This window comes from Xanthobacteraceae bacterium, assembly GCA_019454205.1.
Lineage (GTDB): Bacteria > Pseudomonadota > Alphaproteobacteria > Rhizobiales > Xanthobacteraceae.
Genome location: CP075369.1, coordinates 2746633 through 2763127, shown reverse-complemented (window position 1 = coordinate 2763127; position 16495 = coordinate 2746633). Strand labels below are relative to the sequence as shown.

The following is a 16495-nucleotide window of genomic DNA, read 5'->3' as shown; positions in this document are numbered from 1 at the left end:
TCACTCTCCCGCCATCGCGAGATCGTCGCGATGGATCATGGCGGCGCGGCCTTCGTAGCCGAGAATAAGCACGATCTCGTTCGTGGACTTCTTCACGATCTTCGCCGCGTCTTCCGAGTCGTAGGCGATCAGCCCGCGCGCGATTTCCTCGCCGTCAGGACCGCGCACCAGCACGGCGTCACCGCGCGCGAACTCGCCGGAAACTTTTACCACGCCCGCGGGCAGCAGGCTCTTTCCCTTGCGGAGTGCGGCGACCGCGCCGGCATCGACATGAATGATGCCTCTCGGTTCCAGATTGCCGACGATCCATTTCTTGCGCGCCGTCACCGGATTAGCGGGGGTAAGGAACCACGTGCAGGCTTCTCTCGCCGCGATGGCGCGAATGGGATGCAGCTTCCGGCCCGATGCGATGATCATGTGCGCGCCCGCGAGGGTCGCGATCTTCGCGGCTTCCACTTTCGTCACCATACCACCGCGCGAAAGCTCGGAGCCGGCCGCGCCGGCCATGCCTTCGATCTCGGCGGTGATGCGCGGAATGACGGGGATGAGTTTCGCATCCTTGTTCGCGCCGGGCGGCGCGCTGTAGAAGCCGTCGATGTCCGAGAGCAGGACCAGCAGGTCCGCGCCGATCATGGACGCCACGCGCGCGGCAAGGCGGTCGTTGTCGCCGTAGCGGATTTCGCTGGTCGCGACGGTGTCGTTCTCGTTGATCACCGGCACCGCGCCGATTTCGAGGAGCTTGCCGATGGTCGCGCGCGCGTTGAGGTAGTTGCGGCGCTCCTCGGTGTCTTTCAGCGTGAGCAGCACTTGCCCCGCAATGAGGCCGACCTTGCCGAGCGCTTCCGCCCATGCGCGCGCCAGCGCGATCTGGCCGACCGCGGCGGACGCCTGGCTCTCTTCCAGTTTCAGCGCGCCTTTGGGCAGCTTCAGCACGGTGCGGCCGAGCGCGATCGCGCCGGAGGAAACCACGACAATCTGCGCGCCGCCTTTCGCGCGCTCGGCGAGATCTTCCGCGAGCGCGTTCAGCCATTCGCTTTTCAGTTCACCGCGCGCGGAATCGACTAGCAGCGACGAACCGACCTTGACCACGATGCAGCGAAATCCCGCGAGATCGGGCGTGACAGAAGCCATGCTTACGGACGCCATGCGGTTCTCTTTTCGGTTACTTCTTCTTCCGCCTGCTTACGTTTCGCGGCGAGCTTGAACAGTGCGCGCAGCGCTTCCGGCACGCCCTTCTTCGATTGGGCGGAGAGGGCGAGCGGTTTTTTCTTCGTCACCTTCTGCAGCTTCTTCATCTGCGATTCGATTTTCTTCGGCGTTAGCGCGTCGATTTTCGAGAGCGCGACGATTTCCGGCTTGTCCACGAGGCCGCCACCATAGGCTTCGAGTTCGTGGCGCACGGTGCGATAGGCTTCCGCGACATCCTCCTGCGTTGCATCGACGAGATGCAGCAGCGCTGCGCAGCGTTCGATGTGGCCGAGGAAGCGGTCGCCAAGGCCCGCGCCTTCATGCGCGCCCTCGATCAGGCCGGGAATGTCGGCCAGCACCAGCTCGCGGTTGTCCGCGCGCACGATGCCGAGCTGCGGGTGCAGCGTCGTGAAGGGATAGTCCGCGACTTTCGGCTTCGCGGCGGTGACGCTCGCGAGAAACGTGGACTTGCCCGCGTTCGGCAAGCCGACGAGGCCTGCGTCGGCGATCAGTTTCAGGCGAAGACGGATGGTGCGCTCCTGTCCCTCCTGTCCGGGATTGGCATGGCGCGGCGCGCGATTGGTGGACGACTTGAAATGCGCGTTGCCGAAACCGCCGTTGCCGCCTTCCAGCAATACGATGCGCTGGCCGATCTCGGTCATGTCAGCGAGGACGGTCTCGCCGTCCTCTTCCAGAATTTCCGTGCCTTTCGGTACTTTCAGCACGGCATCTTTCCCGCGGCCGCCCGCGCGATTCTTGCCCATGCCGTGGATGCCGGTGCCGGCCTTGAAGTGCTGCTGGTAGCGGTAGTCGATCAGCGTGTTCAGGCCGCTCACGCATTCGATGACGACATCGCCGCCGCGGCCGCCGTCACCGCCGTCGGGTCCGCCGAACTCGATGAATTTCTCGCGGCGGAACGAGACCGACCCCGCCCCGCCATTGCCGGACCGGACATAAACCTTGGCTTCGTCGAGAAATTTCATCGCTCATCACGCTGTAAAACCGCGTCCCATGTAGCGCACACGGGATGCGGTATCAGTTCTCTATCCCGCCTTGGTAAACGTAGGCAAAGCGGAAGCGCCCCATGCGCGCAGGCTCTCCCATGTCCGCCGCTCCAGCACGAAGCGGTCCACCGGCACGGAAGCGTTCAGCGCCTTCACCTGATTCAAGCCGGTGCCGGTCCACTGGAAGCCGCACTTCTCGATCACGCGGCGCGAGGCCGCGTTCTGAATCCGGCAAGCCGCGTTCAGCGCGTCGATGTCGGTTTCCGAGAAGGCATGGTCGATCAGCGCGCGCGAGGCTTCGGTCGCATAGCCGCGGCCCCAGAACGGCTCGCCGATCCAGTAGCCGATCTCCGGAATGTGCTCCTCGCCGCGATGGCCGAAGCCCGCGACGCCGGCCAGCACGCGCGTTTCTTCCTTCGCGAACACCACCATCGAGTGGCCGCGGCCGCTGTTGACCTTTTCCAGCCAGCTTTCGGCGTCCTCGCGAGTGTATGGATGCGGAATCGTCGCGGTCATCTCCGCGACGCGCGGATTGTTCGCAAGCTCCACGATGCCGTCGAGATCGCGTTTGCACGGCGCGCGCAATACGAGGCGGGCGGTCTCGATGATGAGGCCGCCTCTGTTCTCGCGGGGGATGCTCGCTTCCATCTGCAACGTCATGACGGATCTCCGGTCTTCAAAAACAATTCAGGGGAGACACCCGTCTCCCCTGAAATTCAGACCCGTCTTTTTCTTGGGGTCCCGCGGAGCGACGAGTGCCGGCGGGACTTTTAAGGTCTCGCCTATTCGGCTGCTTTCGGCATCGGTACGATCGATACGTGGTTGCGGCCTTTGCCGCCGGCCTTGAACTCGACAATGCCGTCGGTAAGCGCAAAGAGAGTGTGGTCGCGGCCGATACCGACGCCGGCACCCGGATGAACCTTGGTGCCGCGCTGGCGGATAATGATGTTGCCGGCGAGCACGGCTTCACCGCCGTAGCGCTTCACGCCGAGGCGGCGGCCAGCCGAGTCGCGGCCGTTGCGCGAGGAGCCGCCTGCTTTCTTATGGGCCATCGTAGAAACTCCGAATTCGTGCGGGGCCTATACCCCAAAATGCTCGATTAGTCTTTCTTTTTTGCCTTGGAGGCCGTTTTGGCCTTCTTGGCAGGCTTTTCCGTGACTTCGCCTTCGGCCGTTTCCGGCTTGGCCTTCTTCTCCGGCTTCGGACGCGCGGTCTTGGTGGGCTTCGCGCCGTCGAGCAGGATTTCGGTCACGCGGACCAGCGCATAGTGATCACGATAGCCGCGCTTGCGCTTCGAGTTCTGGCGGCGGCGTTTCTTGAAGGCGATGACGGTGCGGCTGTGGGTCTGGGCCAGCACTTCCGCCGCGACGGTCGCGCCTTCCACTACCGGGGTGCCGAACTTCGGCGTGTCGCCGCCGTGGGCAATGACGGGGAAGGTGACGATGTCGCCGACCTTCGCGTCGTGCAGGTGAACCTTGAGAGTCTGGTCGGCAACAACGCGCTGCTGTTTGCCGCCGGTCTTGATGACCGCGAACATGGTTTGTCTCTTTCTCCGGTCTCGATGGACCCGGCTTCTTGCGGTCAGCCCCGGAAATCCGGGCCTGCCGGGACGTCGTTCATGCGTCCTGCTTGGATGGCGGGGGTGATAGAGGCGGGGGGTGGGGGTGTCAAGGAAGCATGGCTTCCGGCCCCTTCCGGCACGCCGATTGCTCCATTTTCAGGCGTAAGAACCCCGAATCCGGCCTTCCCGCTGAGGGCGTAAACGCCGCCGCCCTCCAGCCTTTCGAGCCGGTCTGGAGATGGCGACATGGACGCAAGCAACTTCATTCCCTGGCTGATGATGGCGGGTACGCTCGCCTTCATTCTGGTGGCGCCGCTGCTCAGCCGCGAGATCCCCGACTACGAACCCGCGCCGATACGGAAGAACCGGCAGAAAAAGTAACCGGTCCACCGCGCGGGAGCGCAGAAATTACTGCCGAATTTAGGTGCCGGGCCTGCGCGGCCTCTGGAGGCTTTACGCGGCCTGCCCCTAGCTTCGCGGGGATGGACCTCACCTGGACTCCGGTTTTCCTGATGGCGGCGCTGTTGGCGCTGATCCTTGTCGCGCCGCTGATCGAGGGCAGCCCGCCGGATTTTCCGGACCGGCGCAACGACCCGAAATAGGCTTTTGCCCTTAAAACCCGCTCCGCTCTTGTTCGGGAACAAGAAGTTCGAGCTTCAGCTTGTGCCGGACGGGACGCTTCGTTAAGTAGCGGCCCTTACGAATGGACCCCGGATCGACCCGGTCCATCGGCGCGGAGAGGTGCCAGAGTGGTCGATTGGGACGGTCTCGAAAACCGTTGTGCGTGCAAGCGTACCGTGGGTTCGAATCCCACCCTCTCCGCCATTTTCCATTTTATCATATCGTAGACTGCGGAGAGCTAGATGGCAGAGAAGTCCTCAAGCCAACCGTTTTATGTATTTCCTGATGAAACCGGAACAGAGAACTTAATATTTGGAAGTCAGGCGGATTTTCAGAAGTGGGTTGAAATTCAGTCAGGCAAGTGGGTACGGGTACTCGAATTTCCAAGCGAGAAGGTGCCTAAGTCGCTTCGTAGATACTTTGATGCGAATCGAAATTTGCTTCGTCGATTTCTTAACGCAGCATACGCACTCGCGAGTAATCCGACTGACGAAGCTAGAGCACAGTTGCAAAGTGCATACTCGCAAGCAGTCGTTCAGAATGGAATTCCGCTGCTTAAACCTGAGTACGAAAGTTTCCTCTCTAATATCGAGAATGTCGCTAGCGAAAGTGCTGCGATGTCGGCCTTTGCAAGCAACGGAACATTGAGAGCTGAGGGCGTTGCATCAACCATCGATTTTGCAAATCCCGATGTCCGACTAGGCGTAATTGCCGCGGAGATGTTTCGTCTTGGAGTTAATTCACTCGTTCAAGACGCATCGTCAGATAGACTACGCTATCTCACCAACCAATACGAAACCGCAATAGCTCAATTGCACTCATCGTTCGATGATTTTGAAAAGAATTATCGTTCGGTTTTGTCAGACTTGCGAACCAAGTCTGAACTTGCGCGCCAACAAGACCGCGCAGAAACCGATCAAGCGGTGGCTGAGTTTGAAGTGTCGGGCGCAAGCGCTCTCGAAAGCATTAAATCCACGGAAGCAGCATTCACCAAGCAGATGCAGTTGCAGGCCTCCGTCAACTATTGGGGGGACCGCGCAAAAAGTCAGCAGGCTTCCGGCTGGATATACTTGGGCTGCTTAGCGCTATTCGTTCTGGTTTCCTACCGCGTGGGTCAACATTTAGCGGAAATGTATCTACCGATCTTATTGAAGGTGCCGCTAAACGAGCAGCCCGCGCGCTATGGCGTAGCACTAACAATAACACTCCTTCTCACTACGGTGTTCTTTTGGGCTGCACGAGTTCTCGTACGACTGTTTCTTAGCTCTCATCATCTATCGAATGATGCTCGCGAGCGAGTGGTAATGATCGAAACTTACCTGGCATTGCTTAAAGAAGGAAAATTGGAAGAGAGCGATAAGGCACTTGTGCTTACTCCTCTGTTTAGAGCGTCCTCTGATGGTATTGTGAAGGATGAGGGTGCTCCAGACACATCAGCGGCCTCGCTGCTCGCTCGTCTCCTAGACAGAAATAAGTAAGCATGTGGACCGTCGCCGCCCTTTATCGCTTTCAAACCGTTGCCGACGCGGAAGCGCTGGCGGCCACCTTGCGCGCGGCGTGCGATGAATTTGAGATCTGCGGCACGCTGATTGTCGCGAGCGAAGGCATCAACGGAACGATTGCTGCAGCACACGGCGCGCAGATGGATAACATCCTGCGCGTTATCCGCGCGCATTTCGATCAACTCGAACTGAAGATGTCGAGCGCTTCCGAAAGGCCGTTCCAGCGCATGAAGGTCAAGGTAAAGCCGGAAATCGTGACCATGCGGACGCCGCATATCGACCCGACAAAAAATGTCGGCGTCTATGTGGACGCCAAAGACTGGAACGATCTCATCGCCGATCCCGACGTGGTCGTGATCGACACGCGCAATTCTTTCGAATTCGAGAAAGGCACGTTCGCGCGCGCCATCGACCCCGGCACAACGAGCTTCGGAGAATTTCCGGACTTCGTCGAGAAGTCGCTCGACCCCGCGAAGCACAGGAAGATCGCGATGTTCTGCACCGGCGGCATCCGCTGCGAAAAAGCGTCGAGCTATCTGATCGCGAAGGGCTTCAGTGAAGTCTATCACCTGAAGGGCGGCATCCTGAAATATCTGGAAGAGGTGCCGGAAGCGCAGAGCAAATGGCAGGGACGCTGTTTTGTGTTCGACGAGCGCGAGTCGCTCGGCCATGGCCTCTCCGAGTAAAAACAAATGGCAAAAGACAAAAAGAAACCCTGCAAGAATTGCGAAGGCCGCGGGTTGCTTAAAGTGGGCGACCGTAAAGTGAAGTGTCAGCGCTGCGGCGGCACGGGCGTGCAGTCGTGACGCGATGATCGCGCGCGTTCTTTTTATTCTGCTGGCAGTCTCCTTCGTTTCGCGGGCGGCGAGCGCGCAGTCCGCGTTTGAGCCTGCGTCCGTCACTTACGTCGTCTGCGTCACCAGCGAAACGAAGAAGCTTGCATTGCGCGTGCCGCCATTGGCGAAAGACGGCGTGATCGAGCAGGCGTTTGCCGCCTGCGTGGCGGAAGAAAAGGAATTGCGGAAGCTGCTGATGGAGAAGGGTGCAACAAACGCTGGCGCAGATATGCAGCTTTCGCAGATCAGGAAGTTCATTGCGCAGAGCGCACACGTCGATATCGACCGTGTACGCGCGAATATCAAACCGCGTTGATGCAGCGCGCTTAATTCTTCAGCAGCGCTTGCGGATATTGCCGTTGAACACGGCAGTTTTCATCTTTCTGGCCTCCGAAAAACTACGCATGCGCGCAGCCGCCGCAGGCTGCGCCATATTCACGTTGTTAAACTGTCGCCGGGCGGCAAGGAAAAGGAAATCCAATGCTGAGATCCAAGATATACGGCGCGGCGGCTGCGGGATTACTCGTCGTCGCGGGAGCGCTGGCGGTGCCTGCCTCTGCCGCGCCTGCGGCTCCGGCGGCAACGATCGCGCCAGAGTCCGCGCAAGCAACCGATGTGCACTGGCGCCATCGTCACCGGCGGCATCGCCACTGGCACCGCCATCACTGGCACGCGCCTTACTACTACGGCTATCACCGGCCGTATTACCGTCCTTATTATCGTCGGCACTATTATGCGCCGATCCCGTTTTACTTCGGCCCCGGCTTTCATCGTCACCGCCATTATCATTGGTGACGTTAAGGGCGCTCGCGCGCCCGGGTCGTAATCGCCGCAAACGAAAACCGCCGCAGGTTTGCCCGCGGCGGTTTTTTTTGCTTTCCGCGCGCCGTGCCCGCGGCACGCATGCGAGCCAGAACCAGCAACCGTGGTGGAAAATTTCTGTGTCTTCCAGGTGACAGCGCTTTGAAAAGTAACGGCTACCCAGCCCTGTGCCGCAGCGGCGGCTTGTGGATCACCCGGCGCTCGCGCAAAAAGGTTCCATAAAGAACAAATCAAGTTCTCCGGGGGCTTTCCTAATATGAAATTCCGTCTCGCTCTGGCTGCGATCGCATTTGCGTTTGCGGCCTCCGCGGCTTCGGCCGCCGATCTTAAGCCGGTCTACAAGGCACAGCCTTACGCGGTGAACTGGAACGGCTGGTACGCCGGTCTGGGTGTCGCCTATCACCAAGGCGACATCAACGAGAGCGGTTGCGTGGGCGCTTGTCCGGTGAACCAGAATATCGACGGCGCATTCCTCGCGGTTCAGGCCGGCTTCGACCGCCACCTCAACCGTAACTGGGTGCTCGGCGCGTTCGTGACGACGCCGATCACGAAGGTGAAGGACGAGCTTGCGCTGACGCCGCCGGTCGCGACCTTCGCCATCGATCCGCGCTTCGCGGTGCTCGGTGCGGTGCGCGTCGGCTACGCCACCGGCAATGTGTTGCCTTATGCGTTCGGCGGCATTTTCGTAGCCAACCAGCGCGCGACCGCGAGCTTCGGCGGCACGGACTCTGCCACGCATGTCGGGCCGGCGCTCGGTGTCGGCATCGAGTATGCGCTCAACCCGCGCTGGAGCCTCGATCTGCGTTACACCTACACCGATCTCAGCAAAGAGCCTTACGACTTCGGCGGCGGCATCACGCGCCTCGGCGAAGAAGGCCACACCGTGCAGTTCGCGATCAACTACCGCTTCGGCCGCTAAGCGCCGCGCGAAGAAAGTTAAGGGCGCCCGCGATTGCGGGCGCCTTTTTTCTTTGTTGGCGAAGTTGCTGCGCTTCGTTCAGCGCTTCACGTTCATCCGCGCCGCGTCCGTTCGCTTCTTCTTCGCGCGGCGGGAGAAGATGTTGAGCGCTTCGACGAAGCCGGAGAACAGCATCGCGGCGTAGACGTAGCCTTTCGGCACTTTCGCGCCGAAGCCTTCCGCGATCAGCAACATGCCGATCATCAGCAGGAAGCCGAGTGCCAGCATCACCACGGTCGGATTGGCGTTGATGAAGTTGGCGAGCGGGTTGGCTGCGACCAGCATCACCGCGACCGTCACCACCACGGCGATAATCATGATGAGGATCTGGTCGGTCATGCCGACCGCGGTGATGATGCTGTCCACCGAGAATACGAGATCGAGCAGCAGGATCTGGCCGATGGTTGCGGCATAGGTCATGCCCGCGCGGCCGCTGAATACGTCTTCCTTCGGGTCGGGATCAACGTTGTGATGGATTTCCTTGGTCGCCTTCCAGACCAGAAACAGGCCGCCCGCGATCAGGATCATGTCGCGCCAGGAAAAGCCCTTGCCGAAGATGGTCAGCACCGGTGCGGTTAGCTGCACGATGACGAACACGGTGCTGAGCAGCGCGAGCCGCAGCACAAGCGCGGCGCTGATGCCGATGAAGCGCGCGCGGGCGCGCTCCGCTTCCGGCAGTTTGTTGGTCAGGATGGAAATGAAAATCAGGTTGTCGATGCCGAGCACGATTTCCATTGCGATCAGGGTCGCGAGCGCGGCGAGGTTGGCGGGATCGGAGAAGATGGCGACCGGATCGAACATCGGTTTCTCGCTTTCGTGCGCAAACGGCCCGGAAATATACAGTATCGGCGGCGGACAATCTCAGCAGACTTCAACCCATTCGGCCCGGATAAGTTCGGCCATGCGTTGCGTGCCGATCTTCACGGCGGCATTGCCCGCGCCCGCCGCTGGCACGACCATCTCATATTTTTTCAGCGAAACATCACAATAAATCGCGAGTGGCGCCGCCAGCCCGAACGGGCACACGCCGCCTACCGGATGGCTGGTCAGCGCCAGCACTTCTTCCGCACCGAGCATCCGCGGGCGCACGCCAAAGACGTTCTTGAACTTCTTGTTATCGAGCCGCGCGGCGCCGCTGGTCACAATCAGCATGACGCGCTCGCCCGCGCGTACGCAGATGGTCTTCGCGATCTGGCCCGGCTCGACGTTATGGGTGCTCGCCGCGTCCGCAACGGTAGCAGACGAGGTTTCGGTCACCAGCACTTCGATGTCGGGGGCATGTTCCGCGAACCATGCGCGGACGGAGGAAAGGCTCATGGTTTCCGGTTAGTCGAAAGTCGGGTGAGGCACAAACGAAAATTCGATCAGACGAAGCCGAGGAGATGCAGCGCGATCCCCGCGAATGCGCAGGCGACAAGTACCGGAATCATGCGTGCCTTGAACAGGAACATCGCGACGATGGCCGCGGCGGCGAGCAGGGCCGCCCAGGGATTGATGCTTGCGAAAACCGGGGCGTCGAAACTCACCGGGCCGAAAGCGATGTCGCGGGTTTGCGCGAAGATCGTATGGACCGCGAACCAGAGTGCGAGATTCAGAATTACGCCCACGACGGCGGCGGTGATCGCAGCCAGCGCTGCGGCGAGCGCGCGGTTCGCGCGCATCGTTTCGACATAGGGCGCACCTGCGAAAATCCACAGGAAGCAGGGCGCGAACGTCACCCATGTCGCCAGCAAGCCGCCGAGCGTCGCGGCAAGCAGCGGATGCATCATGCCGGGATCGCGGAAACCGGCGAGGAAGCCGACGAATTGCAGCACCATGATCAGCGGTCCCGGCGTGGTCTCGGCAAGGCCGAGGCCGTCCAGCATTTCGCCGGCCGAGAGCCATGCGTAGTTATCGACCGCCTGCTGCGCGACATAGGCGAGCACCGCATAGGCACCGCCGAAGGTCACCATCGCCATCTGGGAAAAGAAAACCGCGATACGGCTGAATACATGCGCTTCGCCGAGCGCGAGCAACAATGCGGCGACGGGAACCAGCCAGATCGCGAGCCACGTCAACGACACGCGGATGAAGCGCAGAAGCGATGGCTTCGTATGCTCCGGTTGCTGCTGATCGAGCAGCGCATCGACCACGGCATCGGATTTCGACGGGCCGTGCAATACGTTCACGTCGAAGCCGGGTGCGCCGAGTTTGCTGCCGAGGTATCCGATCAGCCCCGCGCCGAGCACCACGACCGGGAACGGTACTTTCAGAAAATAGATCGCGATGAATGCGCCGCCCGCAAGCGAAACGAGCGACGGGTTCTTCAGTGCGCGTTTGCCGATGCGGACGACGGCTTCGAGCACGACAGCCAGGATCGCGGCTTTCAGGCCAAAGAAGATCGCGGCGACGAAACCGACCTTGCCGAACAGTACATAAATCCAGCTCAGCGCCATGATCGAAGCGACGCCGGGAAGGATGAACAGAAGGCCAGCGACCAGCCCGCCGCGGGTTTTGTGCAGGAGCCAGCCGACATAGGTTGCGAGTTGTTGCGCTTCGGGGCCGGGCAGCAGCATGCAGTAGTTCAATGCGTGCAAAAAACGGCTGTCGGAAATCCAGCGCTTCTCATCCACCAGTACGCGATGCATGAGTGCGATCTGCGCGGCGGGGCCGCCGAACGATAGCAAGGCGATCTTCAGCCATACGCGGGTGGCTTCGGCAAAGGTGGGATGTGCTGGCGCTTCGGCTCGCTGCATGGCGGTGTTCTTCGGTAGGCTTTTTACCACGCCGCCAGAACACAGGGAGGCCGCGCGCTGCGTTCACCCATGTTTATTGCGAGAACAACGCCGCGTTACACCTTTATGACGGGCACCAAGGTTCGCGGCGGCCATTCCAGCGGCGGGCCAGGCCTTCGGTAATCAGAATGTCGCCGAGCGATTTTCCGTCGCGCATTACGACACGGAGCTTGCGGCCGTAGCGGTCGGTGTCGCGGCTCTTGTACGATTGCAGTTCGAACGGTCCTGCGTTCAGCAATTCGCGCAGGCGCCGTGTCGCGCGATTGCCGAGTTGGGATTCATAAGAGCAGCGAGCGCCTCCGGTCTCCGGTGCGTCGATGTCGGCAATGCGGATTTTGTCGCCCATGAGGTAGAACGTATCGCCATCGACCACGCAGTTGTCGCGCAGTACTGCCCCGCATGCAGAGAAGCGTACGGTTTTCGTTTCCGGGGAAACTGCGGGGAGGCTGTGTCGCGCGAAAGCGTAATACCCGGCCATACCAAGCGTCGCCGCCAGCACAAGCAGGAGAAGCGGCAGCGTGCTTCCCTTGCGCGTGCCGCGGTATCTTGCGCGTGGATAGAGTTGGCGGCGGAGCGGCCCGACGATTCCCATAAGCGAATCGGTAGCTGGAAACGCTTCCCGATGCGTTAATACGGATGAATGCCTTATACGAAACGCAATCCGGCGACAGGGTATCCGCGCAACAAGGAGGTCCGATGAAGCGAATCATCCTGCTCGTGGTTTTTCTCGTCTCATGCGTTCTGCCGGTACGGGCCGATGAATATAAATGGCTCGGCAACCAGGACGAGGAAGCGGCAACGCTGAGCTACGCGATACCGGAAAGCGACGCGCTGAAAATCGACTTCCGCTGCGAACGAAAGACCCGCCGCGTCACGGTGACATTCGAGCATGAACCGCCGGTCGCGAAGGACGGGGTTCGCGCGACGATTCGTCTTTCCTCGCGGGGAACCGGATCGGACGCGGTAGTGAATGTGCCTGCAACCGGCGAGCGGCTGGAACTGGACGACAAGTTCGTGTTTCAGGGCGAGACGCCGATGAGCGGGAACCTGCGGCGTATTCTTCTCGATGGCAAAGTGCTGGTGGTCGCGATCGACGGGCGCCGGGAAGAAATTCCGCTGAAAGGTGCCGCGCAGGCAGCCCGGCATTTGCTCGCGGCATGCCCGCCTGCGAGCAGTTGAAGCAAGGGACAAGGTACTGTCGCGCCTTGCGATTACTGCGAAAAAGCAGCACTGTAGCGCGCGTTTTGGACGGGTTTCGGTGCGCCGGCCGGGGTTGGCCCTGCACCTGCTGACAGGGGACGGCGCGTGGCGAAAGAAGCGAAGAAAACGGAAAAGTCGGGCGGCGGTAAGCAGAAACCGGCCGTCATTATCGTTGGCGCGGATAAGGGCGGTGTCGGCAAGACCACAGTCGCGCGCACGTTGCTCGATTATTTCGCGGGCAAGAACGTGCTGGCGCGCGCCTTCGATACCGAAAGCCCGCGCGGCACGCTGAAGCGCTTTCATCCCCGCAATACCGAGATCGTCGACATCACGCAGGTCGCCGACCAGATGAAGATTCTCGACACGCTCACTTCTTCCGAAGTGAAGGTGACGATCATCGACGTGCGCGCGGGCCTGCTGTCGCGCGTGCTGAAAGACCTGACCGATGTCGGCTTCTTTGACGCGGCCAAGGAAGGCGACTTCAAGTTCGCGCTGTTCCATGTGCTCGGCCCGTCGGTCGCTTCCCTCAGCGAGATCGAGGAAATCCTGCCCTTCACTTCCGACGGCGATTATTACGTCGTGAAGAACCACATCAACGAAACCAACTTCTTCGAGTGGGATCAGGCGACCTACGACCGCTATTTCAAGAAGGCGAAGAAGACCGCCACCGAAATCACCGTGCCGAAGCTCAACGAAATGGCCTACGAGCAGGTGGAAATCGCGGGCGTGCCGTTCGCGGCATTCGGAAAGAACAAGAACGCGAAGAACCAGAACGCGGATTATTCGCTGGTGCTGCGCGGCTATACCCGGACCTGGCAGAAGAACGTCAACGAACAGTACGACGATGCCGGGTTGCTGGAATGGGCGACCGAAGGCGCGCAGGCTTCGTAATCGAAGCGCGCTTTTAGCGGGCCGCGTAAAAGACGCGGCGTGATGTAGGGGCGACATGCTCGGAAAGAGCCTTGCGATCATCGTCGCCTCGCCGCGCGAGAAATCCGGAACCACGTTGCTCGCCCGGCTGTTCGCGGACTTCTTCATGCTGGCCGGCGACGCGCCGCTGCTGTTCGACACCGATACGAAGAAGGCGAAGCTCTCGAAGTATTTTCCCGGCCGCGCCGAGCTGATCGACCTGGAGAATACCAAGGGGCAAATGTCGCTGTTCGACCGGCTGCCGCTGCGCGCGCATGTGCCGAAGATCGTCGATGTCTCGTCGCGCTCGTTCGCGACCGTGTTCAGCTTGATGCGCGACATAGAGTTCATCCGCGAGGCGCGCGCGAACGCGGTCGAACCTGTGATCGTCTACCTGCCGCACTACGAGGCGGAAGACTTCGAGCGCGGATTCCGGATGCGCGAGCACTTCGATTGCCAGTTCGTGGTGGCGGAGAACGCATTTCTCGGCGCGGCGCCCGCCAGCCTGCATCAGCTCACGGCATACTGGGCGCTGAAGGCGCATCCCGTGCACCTGATGTTGCCGGTGCTCGATACGATGAACATGGTGCTGCTCGAAGACGAACGGATTTCATTCGGGGAGTTCTTGCGCCAGACCGCGCCGAAAGTGCCGATGCCGACGCCGGGGCAGGCCGCGCACATGCCGCTCGCTTATCTCTCGCTCGAAGCGCGTTCGAAAATCCGCAGCTGGCTGAAACCCGCGTTGCATGAAGTGCAGCGGACGGTGAACCTGATCCAGCAGCGCATCGAGACGCCGCCGAGCGAAGTCGCGCCGTTCTAGCCCGCCACCTTGCGCGCGATTTCCAACGTTTCCGGCGTGTCGATGTCGAAGAACGCGCCGTCGTCGCCGACTTCCACTTCCGCGATGCCTTCCGCATAGGCGCTGGCGAGATTACGCGCGCCCATATCGCCTTCGAGCCGCAGGAGGTCGGGGAAGAAGCGCCGCGCCCACAGCACGGGGTTGCCGCGCCGTCCATTGCGCACGGGCGCGACGATGAGCGCGCCGCGCGCGGGATCGAAGTTGTCGATCAGCTTGTCGATCAGCGCGGGCGAAACCTGCGGCATGTCGCCGAGGCAGACGATGGCGGCGGTGACGCCGGAAGGCAGCGCCTTGATGCCTGCCTTTACGGAAGTGGAAAGGCCCTCGGCATAATCGGGATTGGCGACGAAGCGGACGTTCAGGCCCGCGAGCGCCTTGCGGACACCGATTTCGTCGTGGCCGGTGACCACGAACACGGAGGATGCTTTCGAAGCCAGCGCGTTTTCGGCTGCGCGGCGCACGAGCGGCGCGCCATTGACCTCTTCGAGCAGCTTGTTCGGCCCGCGCATTCTGCTGGAGCGTCCGGCCGCGAGCACAATGGCGGCGATGTCCGCGCGTTTTTCTTCGACCTTCTCTTCGCGCGGTTGCGGGCGGGTGACGATCTCCATGAGCAGGCCGCCGACGCCCATGCGCGCGATGTCGGTGCGCGAGACCGTCAGCTTCGCCAGCAGGCGCGCGAGAATCCAGTCGAAGCCGTTTTCCTTCGGGCTGCGCGCGCAGCCGGGCGCACCGATCACGGGGACGCTGCCGACATTGCCGATCAGCATGAGGTTGCCGGGATCGACCGGCATGCCGAAATGCTCGATGCGGCCGCCCGCGGATTCGATCGCAGCGGGGATGACGTCGCGGCGATCCGCGATGGCGGAAGCACCGAAGACGAGCACGAGTTCGGCGCCTGCATCGAGGCACTCCGTAATCGCGTTCTGCAACATACCGGCATCGTGCTCAATGCGCTTTTCGAGAACGATCTTCGCACCGGCCGGCGCGAGGCGATCCTCGGTCACGCGAATGGTCTTCTCGATCACTTTTTCGGCGAGGCCGGGAAGCCGTGTGGAAACCACGCCGACCTTCTTCACGGCGTAGGGCACGACGCGCGTAAGGCCCTCGGTGTGAATTGCGGCGAGCGCCGCCTTGTGCGAATCCAGCGACACCGCAAAGGGAATGATTTTCGCTGTCGCGATCATCTGTCCTTCGGCGACCGGCGCGAAGGCGGGAAGCGTTGCGAAGGTGATGGCCTCGTCGACGCCGTTGAGGCGGTCGATGTTTGCGCGATCAACGATCAGAACACCCGCGCGATCCGCGAACAGATTGGCGCGTCCGGTAAAGGCGTCATCCACGCGGACATGCGGCCCGGCGGCGGCGGTTGCGATCTCGCGCGCGGACTGGTCTTCAGAGATGTCGCCTGGTTCCAGTTTGGCGACCGTGATGGTCGCAATTCCCGCGTCGCGCAGCGCAAGGATCTCCAGGTCGCCGATCACGGTGCCTTTCTTCAGGACGAATTTCGCCGTGCGAATGGAGTGGACGGCGACGCCGCCGCGCGCTTCTTCGAGGGACAGGGAACCGAACTTCATGCCGCGGTATCCTTCGGCAGACGCAGCCGCGCGGTGATCTCCGCCATGATCGAAACCGCGATCTCGGCGGGCGTCGAAGCGCCGATGTCGAGACCGATGGGCGCGTGGATGCGGCGGATGGCTGCTTCGGACATTCCTTTGGCTTTCAGACGCTCGACGCGGGCGGCATGAGTTTTCCGCGAGCCGAGGGCGCCAATATAGAAGCAATCCTTTGATAATGCATGAAGCAGGCCGGGGTCGTCGATTTTCGGGTCGTGGGTCAGCGCGACGAAGGCGCTATGCGCGTCGACGCTGAGCGATGGCAATACCTTGTCGGGCCATTCCGCGAGCAGGTTGATGCCTTCGAAGCGCTCCTTGGTGGCGAAGGCCGTGCGCGGATCGATCACGGTCACGTCGTAGCCGAGTTGCATCGCCATCGGCGCGAGCGCCTGGCTGATGTGCACCGCGCCGGTGATGACGAGGTTCGGCGGCGGTACATGCACGGTGAGAAAGAGCTTGCCGCCTGCGATCTCCTCGATGCCGCTTTTCCCCGAGCGCAGCCGCGTTTCAAGCGGGATGGCGAGCGGATCGCGAACGGTTTCGCTCGCTTTCACGAGGCGCTGCTGCCCGCTCGCAAGATCGGTCACGACCACGCAGGCGCGGCGCGCGGTGCGTTCTTCGTTCAGCGTGGCGAGCAAGGAGGACTTCATG

Annotated in this window: 20 protein-coding genes and 1 tRNA gene; 9 read left to right on the top strand and 12 right to left on the bottom strand. The window is 61.4% G+C overall.

Going from position 1 to position 16495, the window contains the following annotated elements:
- The 5 genes from KF794_13960 to rplU all read right to left on the bottom strand — a co-directional run bounded on the left by KF794_13960 (nucleotide 1) and on the right by rplU (nucleotide 3729).
- Entirely contained in the window at nucleotides 1–1131 is a 1131-nt protein-coding gene (locus tag KF794_13960; protein QYK46715.1) for a glutamate 5-kinase, read from the bottom strand.
- Between the two features lie 2 nt (nucleotides 1132–1133).
- Nucleotides 1134–2171, bottom strand: a complete 1038-nt coding sequence (gene obgE / locus KF794_13955) for a GTPase ObgE (GenBank protein ID QYK44842.1) — start codon at nucleotides 2169–2171, stop codon at nucleotides 1134–1136.
- 60 nt (nucleotides 2172–2231) lie between these two features.
- Nucleotides 2232–2852, bottom strand: a complete 621-nt coding sequence (locus KF794_13950) for a GNAT family N-acetyltransferase (GenBank protein ID QYK44841.1) — start codon at nucleotides 2850–2852, stop codon at nucleotides 2232–2234.
- Nucleotides 2853–2974: 122 nt separating this feature from the next.
- The gene (gene rpmA / locus KF794_13945; GenBank protein ID QYK44840.1) at nucleotides 2975–3244 is read right to left on the bottom strand and encodes a 50S ribosomal protein L27; all 270 of its coding nucleotides are present in this window, start codon (nucleotides 3242–3244) and stop codon (nucleotides 2975–2977) included.
- Nucleotides 3245–3291: 47 nt separating this feature from the next.
- Nucleotides 3292–3729, bottom strand: coding sequence for a 50S ribosomal protein L21 (gene rplU / locus KF794_13940; GenBank protein QYK44839.1), 438 nt, complete (start codon nucleotides 3727–3729; stop codon nucleotides 3292–3294).
- Nucleotides 3730–4488: 759 nt separating this feature from the next.
- Here rplU and KF794_13935 point away from each other — a divergent pair.
- The 4 genes from KF794_13935 to KF794_13920 all read left to right on the top strand — a co-directional run bounded on the left by KF794_13935 (nucleotide 4489) and on the right by KF794_13920 (nucleotide 7028).
- Nucleotides 4489–4578, top strand: a tRNA-Ser gene (locus KF794_13935).
- A gap of 38 nt (nucleotides 4579–4616) precedes the next feature.
- The gene (locus KF794_13930; GenBank protein ID QYK44838.1) at nucleotides 4617–5852 is read left to right on the top strand and encodes a hypothetical protein; all 1236 of its coding nucleotides are present in this window, start codon (nucleotides 4617–4619) and stop codon (nucleotides 5850–5852) included.
- A 2-nt stretch (nucleotides 5853–5854) separates the two neighbouring features.
- Nucleotides 5855–6562: a rhodanese-related sulfurtransferase gene (locus KF794_13925; GenBank protein QYK44837.1), complete on the top strand. Its 708-nt coding sequence runs from the start codon at nucleotides 5855–5857 to the stop codon at nucleotides 6560–6562.
- 124 nt (nucleotides 6563–6686) lie between these two features.
- The gene (locus KF794_13920) at nucleotides 6687–7028 is read left to right on the top strand and encodes a hypothetical protein (GenBank protein QYK44836.1); all 342 of its coding nucleotides are present in this window, start codon (nucleotides 6687–6689) and stop codon (nucleotides 7026–7028) included.
- A gap of 18 nt (nucleotides 7029–7046) precedes the next feature.
- On the opposite strand, the gene KF794_13915 is transcribed toward KF794_13920, so the two are convergent.
- Nucleotides 7047–7193, bottom strand: coding sequence for a hypothetical protein (locus KF794_13915; protein QYK44835.1), 147 nt, complete (start codon nucleotides 7191–7193; stop codon nucleotides 7047–7049).
- Here KF794_13915 and KF794_13910 point away from each other — a divergent pair.
- Together KF794_13910 and KF794_13905 are read left to right on the top strand one after the other, a co-directional pair.
- On the top strand, nucleotides 7193–7507 hold the full coding sequence (locus KF794_13910; protein QYK44834.1) for a hypothetical protein: 315 nt from the start codon (nucleotides 7193–7195) through the stop codon (nucleotides 7505–7507). The genes KF794_13915 and KF794_13910 overlap by 1 nt on opposite strands.
- A 283-nt stretch (nucleotides 7508–7790) precedes the next feature.
- On the top strand, nucleotides 7791–8453 hold the full coding sequence (locus KF794_13905) for a porin family protein (protein ID QYK44833.1): 663 nt from the start codon (nucleotides 7791–7793) through the stop codon (nucleotides 8451–8453).
- 78 nt (nucleotides 8454–8531) lie between these two features.
- Here the strand turns inward: KF794_13905 and KF794_13900 are convergent, their stop codons facing one another.
- The 4 genes from KF794_13900 to KF794_13885 all read right to left on the bottom strand — a co-directional run bounded on the left by KF794_13900 (nucleotide 8532) and on the right by KF794_13885 (nucleotide 11858).
- The gene (locus tag KF794_13900) at nucleotides 8532–9293 is read right to left on the bottom strand and encodes a TerC family protein (GenBank protein ID QYK44832.1); all 762 of its coding nucleotides are present in this window, start codon (nucleotides 9291–9293) and stop codon (nucleotides 8532–8534) included.
- A 60-nt stretch (nucleotides 9294–9353) separates the two neighbouring features.
- On the bottom strand, nucleotides 9354–9809 hold the full coding sequence (locus tag KF794_13895) for a YbaK/EbsC family protein (GenBank protein ID QYK44831.1): 456 nt from the start codon (nucleotides 9807–9809) through the stop codon (nucleotides 9354–9356).
- A gap of 47 nt (nucleotides 9810–9856) precedes the next feature.
- On the bottom strand, nucleotides 9857–11227 hold the full coding sequence (gene chrA, locus KF794_13890) for a chromate efflux transporter (protein ID QYK44830.1): 1371 nt from the start codon (nucleotides 11225–11227) through the stop codon (nucleotides 9857–9859).
- Nucleotides 11228–11330: 103 nt separating this feature from the next.
- Nucleotides 11331–11858, bottom strand: coding sequence for a thermonuclease family protein (locus KF794_13885; GenBank protein QYK44829.1), 528 nt, complete (start codon nucleotides 11856–11858; stop codon nucleotides 11331–11333).
- Between the two features lie 104 nt (nucleotides 11859–11962).
- On the opposite strand from KF794_13885, the gene KF794_13880 reads away from it, so the two are divergent.
- The 3 genes from KF794_13880 (at nucleotide 11963) to KF794_13870 (ending at nucleotide 14195) form a co-directional block, all read left to right on the top strand.
- Nucleotides 11963–12445 carry a hypothetical protein gene (locus KF794_13880; GenBank protein ID QYK44828.1) on the top strand — a complete coding sequence of 161 codons (483 nt, stop codon included), beginning with the start codon at nucleotides 11963–11965 and terminating at the stop codon, nucleotides 12443–12445.
- Between the two features lie 126 nt (nucleotides 12446–12571).
- The gene (locus KF794_13875) at nucleotides 12572–13357 is read left to right on the top strand and encodes a hypothetical protein (protein QYK44827.1); all 786 of its coding nucleotides are present in this window, start codon (nucleotides 12572–12574) and stop codon (nucleotides 13355–13357) included.
- Nucleotides 13358–13412: 55 nt separating this feature from the next.
- Complete coding sequence (locus KF794_13870; protein QYK44826.1) at nucleotides 13413–14195, top strand: hypothetical protein; 783 nt, start codon at nucleotides 13413–13415, stop codon at nucleotides 14193–14195.
- On the opposite strand, the gene KF794_13865 is transcribed toward KF794_13870, so the two are convergent.
- Entirely contained in the window at nucleotides 14192–15805 is a 1614-nt protein-coding gene (locus KF794_13865) for a molybdopterin-binding/glycosyltransferase family 2 protein (protein QYK44825.1), read from the bottom strand. The genes KF794_13870 and KF794_13865 overlap by 4 nt on opposite strands.
- Nucleotides 15802–16494, bottom strand: coding sequence for an XdhC family protein (locus KF794_13860; GenBank protein ID QYK44824.1), 693 nt, complete (start codon nucleotides 16492–16494; stop codon nucleotides 15802–15804). Before KF794_13860 ends, KF794_13865 begins: the two co-directional genes overlap by 4 nt.
- Nucleotide 16495: the final 1 nt, after the last annotated feature.

Bases quoted from the DNA above. Each gene is read 5' to 3' on its own strand.
- KF794_13900 (QYK44832.1), bottom strand. From the start codon at position 9,293: ATGTTCGATCCGGTCGCCATCTTCTCCGATCCCGCCAACCTCGCCGCG.
- obgE (QYK44842.1), bottom strand. From the start codon at position 2,171: ATGAAATTTCTCGACGAAGCCAAGGTTTATGTCCGGTCCGGCAATGGC.
- chrA (QYK44830.1), bottom strand. From the start codon at position 11,227: ATGCAGCGAGCCGAAGCGCCAGCACATCCCACCTTTGCCGAAGCCACC.
- KF794_13880 (QYK44828.1), top strand. From the start codon at position 11,963: ATGAAGCGAATCATCCTGCTCGTGGTTTTTCTCGTCTCATGCGTTCTG.
- rpmA (QYK44840.1), bottom strand. From the start codon at position 3,244: ATGGCCCATAAGAAAGCAGGCGGCTCCTCGCGCAACGGCCGCGACTCG.
- KF794_13910 (QYK44834.1), top strand. From the start codon at position 7,193: ATGCTGAGATCCAAGATATACGGCGCGGCGGCTGCGGGATTACTCGTC.
- KF794_13930 (QYK44838.1), top strand. From the start codon at position 4,617: ATGGCAGAGAAGTCCTCAAGCCAACCGTTTTATGTATTTCCTGATGAA.
- KF794_13885 (QYK44829.1), bottom strand. From the start codon at position 11,858: ATGGGAATCGTCGGGCCGCTCCGCCGCCAACTCTATCCACGCGCAAGA.
- KF794_13920 (QYK44836.1), top strand. From the start codon at position 6,687: ATGATCGCGCGCGTTCTTTTTATTCTGCTGGCAGTCTCCTTCGTTTCG.
- KF794_13860 (QYK44824.1), bottom strand. From the start codon at position 16,494: ATGAAGTCCTCCTTGCTCGCCACGCTGAACGAAGAACGCACCGCGCGC.
- KF794_13870 (QYK44826.1), top strand. From the start codon at position 13,413: ATGCTCGGAAAGAGCCTTGCGATCATCGTCGCCTCGCCGCGCGAGAAA.
- KF794_13925 (QYK44837.1), top strand. From the start codon at position 5,855: ATGTGGACCGTCGCCGCCCTTTATCGCTTTCAAACCGTTGCCGACGCG.
- rplU (QYK44839.1), bottom strand. From the start codon at position 3,729: ATGTTCGCGGTCATCAAGACCGGCGGCAAACAGCAGCGCGTTGTTGCC.
- KF794_13950 (QYK44841.1), bottom strand. From the start codon at position 2,852: ATGACGTTGCAGATGGAAGCGAGCATCCCCCGCGAGAACAGAGGCGGC.
- KF794_13895 (QYK44831.1), bottom strand. From the start codon at position 9,809: ATGAGCCTTTCCTCCGTCCGCGCATGGTTCGCGGAACATGCCCCCGAC.
- KF794_13905 (QYK44833.1), top strand. From the start codon at position 7,791: ATGAAATTCCGTCTCGCTCTGGCTGCGATCGCATTTGCGTTTGCGGCC.
- KF794_13865 (QYK44825.1), bottom strand. From the start codon at position 15,805: ATGAAGTTCGGTTCCCTGTCCCTCGAAGAAGCGCGCGGCGGCGTCGCC.
- KF794_13960 (QYK46715.1), bottom strand. From the start codon at position 1,131: ATGGCTTCTGTCACGCCCGATCTCGCGGGATTTCGCTGCATCGTGGTC.